The sequence below is a fragment of the Bacillus sp. GS3m_15504 genome, from assembly GCF_055825275.1.
Map to the genome: position 1 here is coordinate 182,172 of NZ_JBVVNL010000006.1, position 17,579 is coordinate 199,750.

Genomic DNA, 17,579 nt, shown 5'->3' on the forward strand with positions numbered 1-17,579 from the left:
CATATGTTGAAGGTCGCAATTGCAGAAGATGATTTCCGCGTCGCGCAAATTCAGGAAGAGTTTTTATCAAAAATAAAGGACGTAAAAGTGATTGGAAAAGCGTTGAATGCGAAAGAAACGATGGAACTACTACAAAAGGAAGAAATCGATTTACTTCTATTAGATAACTATTTACCAGACGGAATCGGAACAGACTTATTGCCACAAATTCATGCTGACTTTCCAAACGTTGACGTCATTATGGTTACAGCGGCGAATGAAAACCATATGCTAGAAAAAGCAATTCGAAATGGCGTAAGCAATTACCTTATAAAACCGGTCACGTTAGAAAAATTCGTTTGCACAATTGAAGACTATAAAAGAAAGAAGCAACTATTACATAGTAACAATGAAGTAAACCAAGCACTCATCGATAATTTCTTCGGGACTTCGCAAACACAAGACATAAAAAACTTACCGACAGGCGTTGATCCGTTAACACTGCAAAAAGTGAAAGGCATTATAAAAGGATTCGAAGAGGGCATTACAATAGAAGAAATGGGAGAACAAATGGGTGCCTCCAGAACAACCGCAAGAAGATACTTGGAATATTTAGTAGCGACAAACGAATGCACAGTAGAATACACATACGGAATAATCGGACGACCAGAGCGAAAGTACCGAATAGGACGAGGACTATGAAAAAACGATTATTACTATGTATATGGATCATGACAGGAGTAATAGCTGGTTGTTCCTCGGAAAAATCCGAAACAAATACAGTAAACATAGAAGAAGTAGAAATCGTTGCGCCGAACGTTCAAGGAGCCGGATGGGACTTAACAGCACGAGCGATGAAAAAAACACTAACAGAAGAAAAAATCTTCACAAAACCAATCACTGTCACAAACAAAGTAGGTGGCAGCGGTGATATCGGATGGAAATATACGAAACAAAAAGGCGGTCACGTACTGGCGATTAACTCAAGCTTACTCATAACGAACAACCTACTAGGCCACAGTAAACTAACATATAAAGACTTCACGCCGCTCGCGCTACTTGCATCGGACTGGGAAGTCGTTGTTGTATCAAAAGACTCAAACATAGAAAATGCAAATGAACTAATGGAACAACTAAAACAAAACAAGAAAAACTTCAAAATCGGCGTCGCCCCAGGCCTAGGAAACGACGATCATCTATCCTTCGTACAAGTAAGCAAAGCCTTCGGCATAAACCCTGCCGAACTACAATTCTTCGTCTACGAAAACAAAGAAAAAATCATAAATGCCCTAACGAACAAACAAATCAGCGCCGCAACCATGACCCTATCTGAAGCCGAAAAACAATACAAAGCCGGCAAAATAAAAATACTAGCCGTATCCGCACCAAAACGACTAGATCGACTACCAGAAATCCCAACATGGAAAGAACAAGGCATCGACGTCATATTCCAGCACTGGAAAGGCATTATGGGCCCGAAGGATATGACGGAGGAAGAGGTTGCTTATTGGGATGGTGTGATTAAGAGGATGGTGGAGAGTGATAGTTGGAAGGGGGTTTTGAGGGAACGGGGTTGGGAGGATTTTTATAAGGATAGTGGGGAGAGTAGGGGGTTTTTGGAGGAGAGTAGTGGGTGGTATGGGGGGATGGTGAAATTTAGTGATTAATTAAAAGAAGATGGAGTACTAGGCGACAAGAATGAGTTATTTAGTGATGAAGAGCATCAAAATATTAACGGATATTGCTGAAAAAGGGTTTATATTTTAAATAGACTGCCAGGTATGAAAGGGGGTACTTGGCAATCTATTTATGGCAAAATGTTATAAATAAGATATGAAAGAAATCTTGTAACAATTTAAGCTCTATCAATCTATAATATTTAAAAATTTTTTATGCAAATCCTTAGATAACATTATGTAATAAAGGATGATGAAATTAAAATCTTTATTAAATGATTTATAGTCGCTCAAATAAATACTAAATTTAATCAATAAATAAATTGATTAAATTTAAAAATTACTTAAATAAAATCAATATTTTTAAGCATAGAAACAATAATATCTCCACGAAGCCATAGTTGTTGTTGATACATGCTGATACCGTTAATGACAAGTGGTTTCTTTGATGCGTCACTGCCTGTTCCACGAATGAAAAATGAATTATCTGTTGATTTAGGGAAATTAATCGATGTTCTAACAGTATTGGAACGTTTGTTGATAATAGGTTTATAGTTTTTATCTAAGTCAATTGTTTCTTCTAGTTTGTCATTATTAATTAAATAACGAACTTTTTCCCATACAGGTTTAATATCATTTTCTATAGTTTTATCATTCATAGAAAGTCGCTTAAATCCAAGGAATTTATTATCCAGTAATGGAGCTTTCATAGAAGGCTCTTCGAAAATAATAAATAAAAACTGTTTTTCATGAAAGTAGTTATAAACAAAGGATTCATCAAATTGTATTTTTGGATCAGTCCATTCTTCAAAATCAATTTGGCAAAATTTCATATCTTCTGTACGGCGACTTTCGGTAGTTTGCACGATAGATTTTGGAACAATTCCAATCTTACTAAATAACTCAATTTTACTTAGTTTTTTCACTGTTCCCCCAAACATTTTTACAATAATTTGTTCCGAGATAGATTTTGGTGCGGATCCGTTTGTAGTTGGTAGAATGTCAAATTCTTTCATGAGCTCTCTTATCGTTTTATTTTTATATTTTTGAGTAAGATTATGTAATTTATTATCAAGTTCTTTAAAGTTTAAATATGTATCATCCAGCTTTTCAAATTTATCTCCAAAATGTTTTTGTACTAGAGTTGATACGGTAGTCCGTTTTAGACGGAAACGAGGGCGGTTAGGCCACTTAGGTGCTGTGTCTATCAGCATTAAACTTTTTCGTAGTTCAGAAGAAATTCGAGGATATTCAGCTGTAGGGTCCTCGTTTGTATCTTTTAAATGCTGAATAAAATCACGCACAATGAGCCAATCGTTTTTTAGAATTTCTTTATCTTCATCTGAAAACGTGTGAAAATGGTAACCTTCAATGAAAAATTTAGCATATTCAGCAGCTGTTACAGTTTCTGGAGAGTCGTAGTGATAATATACTAATAATAGATGCTCTAGTTTATGCCAGAAGCTAGAGGTCTCAAATTCTTCATCAGTGATTGATTCAGGTGAAACAGCTGTAATTGACATAGGCTCTTTTGCTTCATAAATAGTGTTAGATATTTTTTTGGTTCTACTATTCTTCTTAGGTCTACGAATACCAGTTGTTTTTAATTCTGTTTCAATACCGTCCACAATTAAATCAGGTTTTTTATCTGTATCAGGGGGATAACCTAAGATAGATTGCTCTACAACGTCTCCAGCAATGCCAGTAATTTTAGGCGATTTAATAGTCTTTGCAAAGACATTGTTAACATCACAATCTCCAAGTGTATTACCTACAGCGTTTTGAAAGATTTTATCTAATTCTTTTCGTGTGAATTTATGTAAAGCCATGAGAGAATACTCCTTTTTATATTCTATGATTATATTCTATGTATATATAATACATTATTTCATCTTATTGGGAATTAAATTTTATGAAAAACTTCAAATTTATTCCTTTTAAAGGAATAAGGGAGTTTATTTACTATTCTTTATAAAAGGGATATTATGTATTTAGATGAAGAAGAGGAAATAATATACAGAACAATGGTTTTGAAAAAGCTAATATGAAAAATTAGACACTAAATTGGCTTTTCAATATTATTTGATAGAATTTAATTTTATTATTTTAATATAAAGTTTTTAAGTGGGACATAAAATATGAAAATAAATTTTATACGTCTAAAAATAGGAGGAATAAGGTGTATCCTAGGAAAGAAGTATGTAGAGGAATTATTAATTTAATAGTTTTATAGTGGGTTATCTCTATATTGTAAAGACTCGTTATTATAGGAAAAGGAGATAAAAGGTTGAAAAAATTAGAGTTACTTAATCAATATACCCGTGAAGATATATATAATATTTTTGATGGTGTTACACCATTTACACCGGGTGCTGGTACATGGGGAATTCATGGTATTGTGAAAATTCTAGATCGTCCACGTGAGTATGTTTTCTTCGTAACTTTTGGCCAGGATAAACTAGGTCAAGAATTCAAAGAAAGTATCACAGAAAAGGGAGTTCTTACATGGCAATCGCAAAAGAAACAAGGGTTAAAACATCCTCAAATCTTAGATTTTATTAGCCATGATCATCAAAAGCATAATATTTACTTGTTTTTACGAACTCGAAAAATTAATCCCAAAACAAATAAAACAGAACCATTTACTTATATGGGGAGACTTGCTTATCTAGCTCATGATTTAGAAAAAGAACATCCAGTTTTGTTTAAGTGGCAGCTTTTAGATTTTGAGTTTGCCACTAATGAAGATTGCACTACGTTAGATTTAACTTTAGTAAAAGAATTATCTACGTCTTATGATGTAAAGGGAAATAGTTTACTTGAAACAAGTGAACCGGAAAAAAGGAAGCGCCAAGAACGGGAAAATAATTTTAGAGCTAAAAAGAATGATTTTGAAGTTAGTGATAAAAACAATAAAAAAATGGGTTTGCTAGGGGAATTACTTGTTTTAGATTACATACATACACAATTTATCAATGCTGGACGTCATGATTTAGCAGAGAAGATTATACATACATCAGTTGTAGAAGGTGATGGTGCAGGATATGATATTCGATCCTTTAAAGAAGATGGTTCACCACTTTATCTTGAAGTTAAAACTACAACTGGGGGCATCAACTCAGATTTCTTTATTTCTCCCAATGAACTTGCTTTTGCTGAAGAACATTCTAATTCTTATCAATTAATTAGGGTATACGAATACAATGTTGCAACTAATAGTGGTAAATTTTATAAAATAGAGGGTAATTTAAATAAGAGGCTTAATTTGAAACCAGTACAGTATTCAGCGAGGTTTTGAAAGGTTTCATATCTTGAGTTTTATATTGTTTGGTGTGATATATGTAAATAGTGAATTTGGACTTATTACAATTAATAGTTTAATGTTTTGATAAAATAATGTTGCAAGAACATCAATAAGATATAACTCTGAACAGTGATTTTATGGAATAAAATATACATTTGGATATAGTATTATTTGTAACAATTACGAACTGGCTTGGCAAAATGATTAATAAGATGATTTATCCCCTATTTTGAAGTATCTATTTTTCTTTAGACGTACTATTTGTAAAGTAGTAACAAATAGATAAAAGGCAGATGTCTTTAGGGGGAAGTGATATCTGCCTTTTTAATAGGGATGGTTAATCCTTTAACCAGAAATTTGACTCCGTATTATTTTTTATCAGCAATAATATCAGCTATGTACGAATTATTTAACCAATAACACTGCTTTGTAATTTGCTGGCCATCAGGTAAAATTACTTTATCGGCACCGTTGCGGGCCTTTGGTCTAATATGCGCGACACCGTTGAAGTTTATTTTTGGTAGGTTATTTGCTTCGACGACTGTGTCACCACGTTTTTTATATTCAATTTGAATACCACCATGTATTACTTTATTAACTTCTTCCCATAGTTCACGAATTTCTTTTTCTATTGTAGGAGCCGGCATGTTCCAAAGTTTAATACCTTTAAAGTACAGTTTACGGTTTGGGTTTTCTTTTTTTGTTTGGTTAAATTCAAAAATTACGAATAGGAACTTGGTTTGATAGAAGCGTTCGCGGATTTCGCTTTCTTCCCACGATTCGTTTGTCCACTGATGAAAATCAATCGTTTCAAATGACATACTTTGTTCGGGTTTTCCGTTGGGCTCTAAACGAATTGTCTTAAATTCTATATTAGCTTTCGCAAATTCTTCAATTTTATCGAGTCGAGTTCCTTTGATACCAAGTAAAGAGCTTACTAATAGTGGAACAAAGCTTTTTGTTGTAGGTTTGTAATCAATAGATAATTTTTGAGCGATTTCTTGATCAGTTAAGCCTATGTAATTTTCAAATTTTGAATAAAGGATTTCTTCTAAAGATTTTCCTTTTAGTTCATTTGTTGTTGTAAAACTTACTAGTTCTTCGTTTAGGTGATACCTGCGAACTAGTGCTGTCATATAAGAAGGCTTTAACGAAAAAGCTCTTTGCATTGCTGGAATTTCAGAATACGGTTGTGAGCGAAGTGAATTTTTATTGGAACCTTTAGTGCAAGCTCCTAAATAGTTTGTATCACCTTCAGATAATTCATGTGCTTTGCCGACACGAATTTTATTTACGATGGTTTCCCAGTCCTGTCTAATTATTTCTAAATCAGCTTCGGGATAGGTGAATAAAAGGCTTTTTGTAATGTGAAAATCTTTACGGTCTACACCAGGTACCCATTCATAGAACATTAATAGTAGTTTTTCGTTTTTCTTCCAAAAGCTTGAGGTTTCAAAGTGTGTATGAACTTCTTCCATATAGTTGATAATATTTAAGACTAGTCGTTCTTTGGCTGACAATGAACCGTTTTTATTTTGTTTAAATGCAGTTACTTTAAGTTCAATACCAAGGTGTTTAAAGTCAGCTTCTGCGTTTGAATTGACTTCATATCCAAAAAAGCTTTCTTCGATTACTTGCCCTAGCCCACCTTTTGATTTTGCATTTGCGAGGCGGTCAGTTGTATCGATTTCACCAAATGTTTTTCCTTCAGCTTCATGTGCTTTTTGCATTAGTTCTTCTATTGTAGTGTATTCCATAATAAGCTCCTTTCCATATCTATTGCTGCGTTACATGTTTATAAAACATTGCATATAAAGTTATGCTATAATTAAAAGCTGTTTCAATTTTATATAAGTAAAATTTATAGGGAGGAAAAGGCAGTTTGTTTTATTAAATAACTGTTATATTTGATTTGTTCAAGAGAAGCTGTTTCCTTTTATAATACTGATATTGCGGCGAAATGTTTTCTTCATTGTTACAAGCCAAAATAAGGAATTGTAAAAAAGTACGGTTCTTGAAATGTTATAGTTGATCTTTTCCTCACTTTTTATTATAATGAAGCATAGATAAATAAAATACCGAAAGGATGTTCGTGTATTTATGGTGAAAGTAGTAGAGCTTTTCGCGGGAGTAGGAGGTTTTAGATTAGGACTAGAAGCAAACGCAAACTTTGAAGTTCTTTGGGGAAACCAGTGGGAACCCTCAACTAAAGCACAACATGCATTTAATTGTTATGCAACTCGCTTTGAAAATAAAGGAATACATGTAAATAGAGATATAGCTGAAGCTTGGCCGGAAATACCTGAGCATGATTTATTAGTAGGAGGCTTCCCTTGCCAAGACTATTCTGTAGCACGTACCTTATCAAATGAAAAAGGAATACAAGGGAAAAAAGGTGTTCTTTTTTGGGAGATAATGAACATAGTTAATTCTCGTAAGCCAAGATTTGTTTTGTTAGAGAATGTAGATAGATTATTGAAGTCACCAGCAAAACAAAGAGGCCGTGACTTTTCTATTATGCTGGCGAGCTTTAGAGATGCAGGATATGTAGTGGAATGGAGAGTCATTAACGCTGCGGATTATGGGAATTCACAAAGAAGACGAAGAGTATTTATTTTTGCGTACTTAAAAGAATCTCATTTCACATCTGTTCAAAGTAAAATGAAGCCGTTAGATATATTGTGTGAAAATGGATTTTTCGCTCCGATTTTTAAAGTGCATGAGGCGCCTGAGGAAAACAAAAAAAGAGGGCAATTTGAGTTGCCGGTCGATATTATTGAGGTTTCTGATACATTTAAAGCTGAATACTATAATTCTGGCGTAATGATGGATGGACAAGTATATACGGAAGAATTAGTTCCAGTAACTGAAAGTCCAGAGACTTTAGGTGAAGTTGTTCAAAAGGTATATGATAAATTTGGTCCTGCAGATGAATCATATTATTTGAAAATGGATAAGGTTAACAAAAAGGGAAGAACGGAATTTGAGGAACTTAAGTACCTTAAAGGTCCTAAAAAAGAAGAAAGAGTATCAAAGGCGACAGGGCATAAATATTTCTATTCTGAGGGAGGAATGGCTTTCCCTGATGATTTAAATAAGCCTGGACGTACAATGTTAACAAGTGAAGGAACATGTAATAGAAGTTCACATGTCATTGAGGATCCTTATACAAAAAGACTAAGATATTTAACACCAGTTGAATGTGAGTTATTAAATGGTTTCCCGATGGATTGGACAAATACAGGGATGCCACAAAGAAACAGATACTTTTGTATGGGAAATGCTTTAGTGGTTGATTTGGTGGAGCGAATGGGTCAAAGGATTTTAGAGATTAACCAAGAAGAAGAGAAGATGGATAGTATTGTGCAGTTGAGTTTATTCTAGGGAATAAACCATATGCATGCTTATTAAAAATTTGAAATAATAAAGAGTTGAGATAATCTGGGTTATATAGCTAGCTATATAACCCAGATTATTTTTTTGCAAATTTCTAATTGAGAATGAATAATCCGCTTATTTCCTTTTTTCTTAATACCAACAATTCCTCTATAGATATTGTATAATATGGAATATATTCGAAACGTATTTTTAGATTAAGAGGTGTTACATCATTGGAGAAATATACATTTGATTTTCTACAAGAGATATTCCCAGAGTTAGCGGAGATGGGTAGGGATATTGAAAATGTTTTTTATCAAGATCCTCAATCGGTTTTAATTAAGGGAAGAATATTTGCAGAGCTATTATCAAAACGCATTGCGGAAGAGCATGAACTGTACGACGTACAATATTTAAAGCAAGTAGAGCGTATTCAAAAATTAGAAAGAGAAGATATTTTATCAAAGGAAATTTCACGTTCATTTGATACTGTTCGCTATTTAGGAAATAAAGCGGCACATGAACATATTGAAAGTGGGGTAGAGAGTGCTTTTAAAATGCATAAAAATCTATTCCAAATTGCAGTGTGGTTTATGGAGGTATACGGGAGTTATGAATTTGTTGCCCCGAAATACAAACATCCACAGCCGAAGAGTAGTGTACATATTGTGGAGAAATTAGAAGAAAAGATATCTGCTAGTTTAGAAGAAAAGTTAAAAATGCTAATTGAGATTGCAAGTAAACAAAATACATCAAATCAGACTGAGGAATTAACAGAAATAAATAACGCTGAGATTGCGGTAGGGTTAGAAATTGAAGATAAACAGTCTGTGGATAATGAGGAAGAAACAGATAACAATTTTGTGTATGATGATTTTATTTTGGGAGAAGGAGAGAGTTATTTACTAGCAGAACTCTCGAAGCTGAAAGAATCATCTCAAGAGGCTATCGAAAATCCTAATGAATTTAGTTCGTTTAAGGATTATTTACATGTAGAAAGAACGATACAGAATGATATGATGTCTGCTCTAACAGCAGCAGCTGGGCAAAATACGAGTCAATTAATTTTCTTGTGTGGTAGCGTTGGAGATGGGAAGTCACATTTATTATCGTATGTGAAAAATAAATATCCTGAATTGATGGAAGAGTTTTCGGTGCATAATGATGCTACGGAAAGTTTTGATCCACAAAAGAGTTCCCTTGATACATTAGCGGAAGTTTTAAAGCCATATAGTGATAGTGAGATTAATGGTTCTAGATGCAAGCTAATTTTAGCGATTAACCTAGGAGTTCTGCATAACTTTATTGAATCAGATTATGCAAAAGAGCACTATCAAATTTTAACGAAATTTATTGAGGAATCAGGAATATTCGAGGCAAATGAAGTTGCTACTAATCAACAAAGTGGTAATTTCCACTTGATTAGCTTTAGTGATTATCAACCATTTGAATTAACTAGTGAAGGGCCAAAATCAGATTACTTTTCATCTATTTTAAAGCGAATTGTGGTTGATTCAGAAAAAAATCCATTCTACCAAGCTTATTTGAAGGATAAGCAACGTGGTATAAATGGATTCTTTATGGTGAATTATGAGTTATTGCAACAGCAACAAATACGAGATGGTGTTTTAAGTATATTAATTGAAGCAATAGTTAAGCATAAGATGATTATTTCGACACGTTCCATGCTTAATTTTATTTATGATATTTTAGTTCCTTCTCATGGCAATGAAGATTTTCTTGGGGCAGGTATGATGGAAAAAACCGAAGCCTTATTACCGAATTTATTATTTGATGGTCAAGAAAAATCAAATTTACTAGCAGTTATTTCTAAAATGGATCCTATTCATCTGCGATCAAATAGTGTAGATCAAATGCTAATTGAGCTAAACAACTCAGTAAATATGAAGAATACTTTCCAAAAGTATTTGGATTTACATGGACTTGATGGATGGATAGAAGGGCTAGAAGAGATAGGATCTTTCTTTGAGCTAAGTGATTCATCTAGGCAGGTATTCAATAAAACATTAATACGTATGTCATTCTTTTTATCTCCGGTTTTAAATGAAATGTTTGGGGATGAAAACTATAAAAGATATATGGAATATTTATATGCTTTTAATAAAGGAAATCGATCTGATTTAAAAGATATGTATAATTTAGTGAGAAAATCAATTTTCTTATGGAACGGAAGTCCGAAGTCAGATTATGTATTTATGGATTACTCAAACGATACTACTCAGGTTGCACAGTCTCTTAAAATCAAGCCTTTTGTAGGAATTTTGAAAGGGGTAGAACCGGAGGTTTTAAATCGATTTAAATTAAATATATTACTTGCTTTTTCCAATGAAAATAAAGTAGCTCCTGTATATTTAGAAATTGATTATCCGTTATATGAAATGATGGTTAAACTTTCAAAAGGCTATCGCCCGAATAAAAAGGATAAAGAAGATTGTATTCAGTTCGTTGAATTTGTGGATAAGATAATGAAATTAGGAAATAGAGAAAAGGAATTATTGTTTGTTCAATCTAATGAAAATGGAATGTTCAAATTGATATACGACGAAGACTTTGAAGAATTTACGTTTAGAAGGGATTAGAAAATGATTGTTAGAGAAAATTTAAGTGATTTGAGAAAATCTTTAGGTATTAAGCCAGAAAAACTAGGATTAAAACATACAATAAATAAAAGAGCTTTTTTATTTCCTTTCCCAACAAGGATGGACGAACGGGCTAAATTTGCTAGAGGGTTTCAGGGGGTACTAGGAGAATTTACACGTCTTGTTAGTGGAAATAAGCTTAAAATGGAAATAGATTTAGAAAGGATTATTGGAGAGATTAGTAATTCTGTAAATGTTGAACAGCAAGATAAGAGACATTTTGAACAAATATTGCGCACTTTTTTAAAAGATAACTATAGTACAATTAAAATTTTTCATTTGCACTTATTCCAATACTTGCCTCTTAGTGAAGGGAAAGACAAAAAAGGGGAACAAGAAATTGCTAAGTTTCTTCTAGATGTTTTATTAGATGAAAAAGAAGAAGTAAGAGAGATTTTTGGGAAAAGTGATTCAAAAGATTTAATCTCACGTCTCGTTTTAAAGAGGTTAAATCATTTAGAGCCAAATGAAATAAAAAGTCGTTATGTTAGTCAATTCCCGTTTATTTCAAATTTATTTAAAGAAGACCTTCTTTTTTTAGCGGAACATAAAGATTATTTTAGAACTCATTATCATTTATTGTTAGGGTACTATTATTTCCTATATATTACACAGTTGACTTTGAAGCTTTCGCAAGGGGGAAAAGCTAATTTTGACGGGAATAATGAAGTTTATTTTAATCTTGATTGGGAATCTACAAGCAAAAATAGAAAAGGATATACTCATGGTTATCAAATGATAAAAGATGCTGGGCGAAATTTGTTAATCCATATTAATTGTTTAGAGCATTTGAATTTTTTGATGGGAGTAGAAAGTGTAAGTTGCTACCCTCAATTGAAGGAAACGTATCAACGATTGTCTGATGAGGAAAAAGAAGTCTTTTTAACGATGCTGCAAGATTGGATTATAGAGTATAGAAGGCACTTAGCTCTCGAGGGTTGTAGAGAAAATTTAGAATTAGAATATGATTTTCTTGTACAAACGTTATTTACTAGCATAGAAGAAGCTTATGATAAAGATTCGATGAAAGGACCTAAGCCTAGATACTATTTATCAATAGAAGAGATTGGGAAGAAATATTTTTTAAAAACTCGAGGTTCACTTGGTTACATGCTTAACATTAGTCAAGATATGCTGTTGCTACTGACAGCATTGAGTTTGAAAAAGGAAAGAAAACCTTTGAAGCAAGTATTTATGGATTTAGAGGCTAGAGGTTTATTCTTCGATCGTTACTCAAAAGAAGAAATTGTACAGTTATTTGACAAGTTGAATTTAATAGACAAAAAAAGTGATAGCGGTGATGCACAGTATGTTAAACCAATTTTATAATTATCTTTCAGATAAACTAATAAATTATTTAGAAGCAGAAAATCTTAGAGGTGGAGAGCGATTTTACCTTCAATTTGATAATCATGAACAAGTGCAAGCATTTTATGACACATTAAAAGAACAAGATTTATCGCAGGCGTTTTACTATCAGCATAAGCAAGGAACTCCATATGAAACGATTGCTATTAAGGTTTCGGAGGAAATAAAAGTAGTTGTTGCGACTACCTCGGCAAATGTTACTCCAGACTTTTTAGTAACACTGCGTAATGAAGTCGGTGAACAAAAGGATGTTTGGGAGAAAACAGCTTTACTTAGTATATGTCATGAGACACTGGACAGTATTAAGGGTGGTAGCAGTGATTTACAAAAAGAGGGCATGCCGTTTAATGTGAAATCAATTTTGAAAACATTAAAAGAAGAAATTGAAACTTCTTCTTTAAACAAAGAAGAGAAGGAAGTACTATCATTTTATTTACGTAAAAAATTGGATGATACAATTGTGCGACCATCTCTTTGGGATTATGAAGAAATTCTTGGTTTTTTATCAAAACAAGAGATTACAAGAGAAGAGTATTCTAATTTAGGTATTTTCTATGATGAAAATTTAAATCAATTTACTTCAGCTCAAATGAAAAAAAGATTAGAAGAGAATGCTTCGTTCTTTGAGAAAGTACAACATATGCATGAGTATGAGCATCTAGAGAGTCAGTTAGAAAAATTATTCGATGAGAAAGGTGTTTCTCGTTTAAAGAAAGAAGATTGGCAGCAAGTGGATTATGTTTTTGTTAAAGAGTCTAATGACAATGTGATTGCAACAGATCGTGCATTAGAATACATTGAATCCACAAAGAAATATTCAAAAGAGGGTTTTTTGTACTGGGAGAAAGCGCTGGCTGATACAAAGGCTGGGAGACGTAAACGCCATATTCTCGTTTTTAATCCTACACAGATAGAAGATATCAACCTAAACTTTGAATTTGAAGAAAAGTTGAAGAAGGAATACATTCATAAAAATTCACAGGGTTTTTGTGGGACATCTGGGAAAAAGCTAACTGTTAGTTTAGCGCATGGGAAAAATGTGACTTCATTCCATAAAGTTGTATATACACATAAAATGCAAACTAAGTCGAAATATGAGTTTCATATTGCTGTTGTAGAATGTGAAGCCGCATTTTTAAAATCTCTTCAAACAATTTATGAAGTAAATGTGAATAAGAAAAATGTAGTTATGAATAAAGCTGAAGAATGTATTATTTTTGGAGATATTTCTAATGAGCCAGAAGAAGTATTTATTGAGGAAGAGGCACAGATTATATATTGGCAAGGTGGAAGTTTTGAAGTATCTGAATCTTCTCCTGCATGGAATGATGATAGCTTATCCTTTTCTGTCCAAATTGAAACATCTTTAATTCCTATTCTTATTAGAGAGCAAGTTGCAAAGACTGTTCCAGTATCAGGAGAAAGGGTATGGAAATTAAAAAGAGAACATCAAGAAAGCTTTGAATATAACCTTGATACAAATAAATTAAAACAAGGTGCAAGGGAATTTTCAGCACGAGAAGGATTTCGAAATTATTTGCAAGACGAGAGAGTATGGATTGAAAATGAAATCGCTTTTGCAGTTAGAGGGGTATCAGGTCTAAATAAGGTTGAATTATCAATGAACCCATCATTGAGAGATGCGTACCAACAATTATTAAATTACTATAAATTTAATAATACGGTTCCTAGTCTTTGTTTTGTGGATGATCAATTAAGAGAGCTATCTATAAGATACTTGAAGGCTTTTAACGAAAGCGTTGCTCATATACAAGAAAATGTAATGCTAAAAGAAGAAGAAAAGAATTTGTTTAAACTGGGAGTTATTGAAGAGGAACAAAGAGTCATACTAACACCGTTGCATCCTCTTAATGTTGCCTATCAGTTAAGTATTAATGATGAAATTAAAAACGAAGTAGTTGAAATGCATATTTTAAACCGTTTGCATCCTAATAATCTATTGCCATACATATATGGGCAGAACGATGAATTGTATCGACCAGTTCCTCAAAATGAAGCGCCTGAATGGACTGTTTATGAACCACTTCATAAGGTTGCGATTGGGGAATCTAATGCATTTTTAGCTAATGTAGTTGAAGAAAAGCTTCAACAATTTGTGGAGCATTTCCAATACTTATTTTTACAAGAATCTAAATCTCCGATACGAATCAATGTGATTAATATAAATAATGATAAAGAAGTTGTAAGAGGTTTAGTACAGTTTATTAAGAAGCAGATAGATAAAAAAGGGCCATCTAAAATTATACCCGTAGAGGTTGCCTTATATCATGAGAATGATACACTGAGCGCCTTTGAAAAATTTTCTATATATGATGATGTTCAAAAATTTGAGGAGTTCTTTGAGTTATCGTTAGCATCAAAGAATCTCGATGCTGTAGACGTATTAAGGCTGATTCGAGAAAATGTTTTCTATTATAAACTTATTGGTACGAAAGAATATGGTTACGCTCATATTTCATTCTATAAAATGATTTCAAATGAGAAGCATGCGAAAAGTACAATGGAAGATATTGAAACAGGGTTATCTTTAAATGGAATGTTATCATCTCTATCATCTATTAGTACAGAAGTAGATTATCGTACAGGATTTGGATTGAAAAATGTATTGAATAATGAACATTTGTTAATTCAAACTGCTAGAGGAATGAATGAATTAGGAAGTAATTTAAATAACGATGGTACAAACCCTTACCGTAAGAACGAAACAATTGTTACGAGAACATCTACCTATGATGAACAAGTTTTAGAACATTTATATGAATCTTCTTATTGGGTAACATTTATTGAACCTAATGTAGGTTTAGATTTCTTCCAAGATTCATCACGTAATTTATTGGTTATTCATTATAGTGATCAATATTCTTCATCAAGCCAGTATGATGCAATTACAGTAACGGATAAAGCAAGACAATACCGAGCGGTTATTGAACAGTATTTAGCGGAAAAAGAAATTGTATCGACACCTGAAAAAATTAATACAGCTATTAGAGCTTTCAATAGTTTAAATGGTGAGTGGTTACTACGAATTATAGGAAGTAAGGGACAATTCTCAAGAGAAAAGTTAAGTATTATTTCAGCTGTGAAATATATATTAAGTGCTTTAGATCATGAGAATATTTTATGGGTTCCTATCTCATTAGAAGAAATATTGCGTGTTGCTGGAGCGGTGAAATTAACGAAAAGTGAAGGTGTATTTTCTGCGAAAAATCTAGGTGGAAAAGGTGCACATAGTGACGATTTACTGTTAATCGGAGTAGAAATGCAAGATGATAAATTATCAGTACATTATTATCCAGTGGAAGTGAAAATCGGCTTAAATCAAGAAAGTGCTATTGCAAAAGCAAAAGAGCAAATTAATGCTACTAAGCAACTATTTGATACGCAACTTTCTAAAACAAGTGAAGATGGTTTACATGTATTTAAACATAAGTTTTTCCGAAACTTCTTTGTACAGTTATTGCTAGCAAATGCCGAGAAATTTATTGCAAACAACATTTGGCCAGAAAAATCTTATGAGAAAATTGAAGAACTAAAGAAAAGATTATTAAATGATGATTATGAAATGAGTGGACATTTGGATGATAAAATCGGAAAAGGAGCAATTTTATCATTCAAAAAGGAACAAGCATGGAGATCTGTTAAAATCGAAGAAGATATTTTATTAGTAGAATTAACCGAAGAGGATGGATATGAAGGAGTAGTCGAAGAAATTGAAGTACTCAAAACGAAAATCCATTCTGGTGGAACTGATATTAATCCAGATAGATTATTGAATAAGAATCATGACTCCAATCAAGAGTTAAAAGATTCTAGCAATAAAGTAGTTTCAACTGTACCTCCTTCTCAAGAAGTAGTAGAAGACAAAGAAAAAGAAACAAAAGGATTAAAGGATATCCGCGTTTTGTTAGGAACGGTAGAGGGGTCGACTCAAGAAATATATTGGGAATTCGGAAACCCAGAGCTAGCAAATAGACATATTTTAATTTCGGGTAAATCAGGGCAAGGTAAGAGCTATTTTATTCAATGTTTACTTCTCGAACTGGCGCAAAACGGAATTTCTAGTATGATATTTGATTATACAGATGGATTCAAGAATTCTAAGTTAGAACCGGAATTTAAAGAGAAACTTCAAGATAATATTGAACAATTTTTAGTAGCAAAAGACAAATTTCCAATAAATCCATTTAAACGAAATCAAAAAGAATTGGATGAGGACATTTATATTGATGAAGATAATACAGACATTGCTGAAAGAATCAAAAGTGTATTTGCAGCTGTATATAAAGGATTAGGTAGTCAGCAACAAAACACTATATATGAAGCGGTAATGCGTGGTTTAGATAAACATGGTGAAAATATGAATTTGGAATTCTTATTAGCAGAATTGGAAGAAGATACTTCTGGCCCTGCTAAAACTACAAAATCACTAATTAAGCCATTTATTGATAAGAATCCATTTAATCATAATGCTGTATATGATTGGGGAGACATACTGAACCAAAAAGGTAAAGTGTTTATTGTACAATTAACGGGCTTTAATAGAGATGTACAGCTCATGATTACAGAGTTTATCTTATGGGATATTTGGAACTATCAATTACACCATGGAGACAAAAATAAACCATTCCCAGTTATATTAGATGAAGCGCAAAATCTTGATCATAGAGAAAAATCACCAAGTGCCAAAATTTTAACTGAAGGAAGAAAATTTGGTTGGTCAGGTTGGTATGCAACACAATCATTAAAAGGACAATTTACAATGGATGAAATTTCACGACTACAGAATTCAAGTCAAAAAGTGTATTTCATGCCACCAGAAAATGAAATAAGTGCTATTGCATCAAACCTTGCTCAAGATTCAGCTGTACGTAAAGAATGGGAAAAACGACTTGCGACATTGAGGAAAGGTCAATGTATCACTTCTGGCCCAATGTTACAGAAGGATGGTACGTTGAAGTCGGGTAGTCCTGTGATGATTAATATTAGTGCGTTGCAGGATAGATTGAAGTAATAATTTAATAGTGATATGAAAGTTTTAGAAAACCACCTTGGACGGTATGTTTGTTTGAACTGGACCCGAAAAGTTAGACATATATTTAAGCAGCTAATAAGGATTGAATTCTGTATTTTACAGGAGGCAATCCTTTTAATTTTGCCTTAATCCTTTTATTATTGTAATAATAAATATAATTC

The 17,579-nt window shown here is 32.8% G+C and carries 10 protein-coding genes; 7 read left to right on the top strand and 3 right to left on the bottom strand.

Annotated elements, in window-relative coordinates; genetic code table 11:
* Nucleotides 1–3 precede the first annotated feature (3 nt).
* Together AC0L0O_RS27070 and AC0L0O_RS27075 are read left to right on the top strand one after the other, a co-directional pair.
* Nucleotides 4–681, top strand: a complete 678-nt coding sequence (locus tag AC0L0O_RS27070) for a response regulator (protein WP_077317441.1) — start codon at nt 4–6, stop codon at nt 679–681.
* Nucleotides 678–1,646 carry a tripartite tricarboxylate transporter substrate binding protein gene (locus AC0L0O_RS27075; RefSeq protein ID WP_473786200.1) on the top strand — a complete coding sequence of 323 codons (969 nt, stop codon included), beginning with the start codon at nt 678–680 and terminating at the stop codon, nt 1,644–1,646. The genes AC0L0O_RS27070 and AC0L0O_RS27075 overlap by 4 nt, the downstream gene beginning before the upstream one ends.
* Before the next feature lie 353 nt (nt 1,647–1,999).
* On the opposite strand, the gene AC0L0O_RS27080 is transcribed toward AC0L0O_RS27075, so the two are convergent.
* Complete coding sequence (locus tag AC0L0O_RS27080) at nt 2,000–3,484, bottom strand: MutH/Sau3AI family endonuclease (protein WP_001173711.1); 1,485 nt, start codon at nt 3,482–3,484, stop codon at nt 2,000–2,002.
* A gap of 458 nt (nt 3,485–3,942) precedes the next feature.
* On the opposite strand from AC0L0O_RS27080, the gene AC0L0O_RS27085 reads away from it, so the two are divergent.
* Nucleotides 3,943–4,953 carry a DUF3427 domain-containing protein gene (locus AC0L0O_RS27085; RefSeq protein WP_473786201.1) on the top strand — a complete coding sequence of 337 codons (1,011 nt, stop codon included), beginning with the start codon at nt 3,943–3,945 and terminating at the stop codon, nt 4,951–4,953.
* A gap of 374 nt (nt 4,954–5,327) precedes the next feature.
* Here the strand turns inward: AC0L0O_RS27085 and AC0L0O_RS27090 are convergent, their stop codons facing one another.
* Nucleotides 5,328–6,716, bottom strand: coding sequence for a Sau3AI family type II restriction endonuclease (locus AC0L0O_RS27090; RefSeq protein WP_316150213.1), 1,389 nt, complete (start codon nt 6,714–6,716; stop codon nt 5,328–5,330).
* Nucleotides 6,717–7,059: 343 nt separating this feature from the next.
* Here AC0L0O_RS27090 and dcm point away from each other — a divergent pair, with 343 nt between their 5' ends.
* From dcm to dptH, 4 genes are all read left to right on the top strand, one after another.
* The gene (gene dcm, locus AC0L0O_RS27095; protein ID WP_437403400.1) at nt 7,060–8,343 is read left to right on the top strand and encodes a DNA (cytosine-5-)-methyltransferase; all 1,284 of its coding nucleotides are present in this window, start codon (nt 7,060–7,062) and stop codon (nt 8,341–8,343) included.
* 227 nt (nt 8,344–8,570) lie between these two features.
* A complete protein-coding gene (gene dptF, locus AC0L0O_RS27100) occupies nt 8,571–10,937 on the top strand; it encodes a DNA phosphorothioation-dependent restriction protein DptF (RefSeq protein ID WP_437403402.1) in 2,367 nt (788 codons plus the stop codon).
* A gap of 3 nt (nt 10,938–10,940) precedes the next feature.
* Nucleotides 10,941–12,326: a DNA phosphorothioation-dependent restriction protein DptG gene (dptG, locus tag AC0L0O_RS27105; protein ID WP_437403404.1), complete on the top strand. Its 1,386-nt coding sequence runs from the start codon at nt 10,941–10,943 to the stop codon at nt 12,324–12,326.
* Nucleotides 12,307–17,397, top strand: a complete 5,091-nt coding sequence (gene dptH / locus AC0L0O_RS27110; protein WP_473786202.1) for a DNA phosphorothioation-dependent restriction protein DptH — start codon at nt 12,307–12,309, stop codon at nt 17,395–17,397. Before dptG ends, dptH begins: the two co-directional genes overlap by 20 nt.
* An 85-nt stretch (nt 17,398–17,482) precedes the next feature.
* Here the strand turns inward: dptH and AC0L0O_RS27115 are convergent.
* Nucleotides 17,483–17,579: IS3 family transposase (locus AC0L0O_RS27115; RefSeq protein ID WP_134656395.1), on the bottom strand; the 97-nt coding region annotated here is incomplete at its 5' end.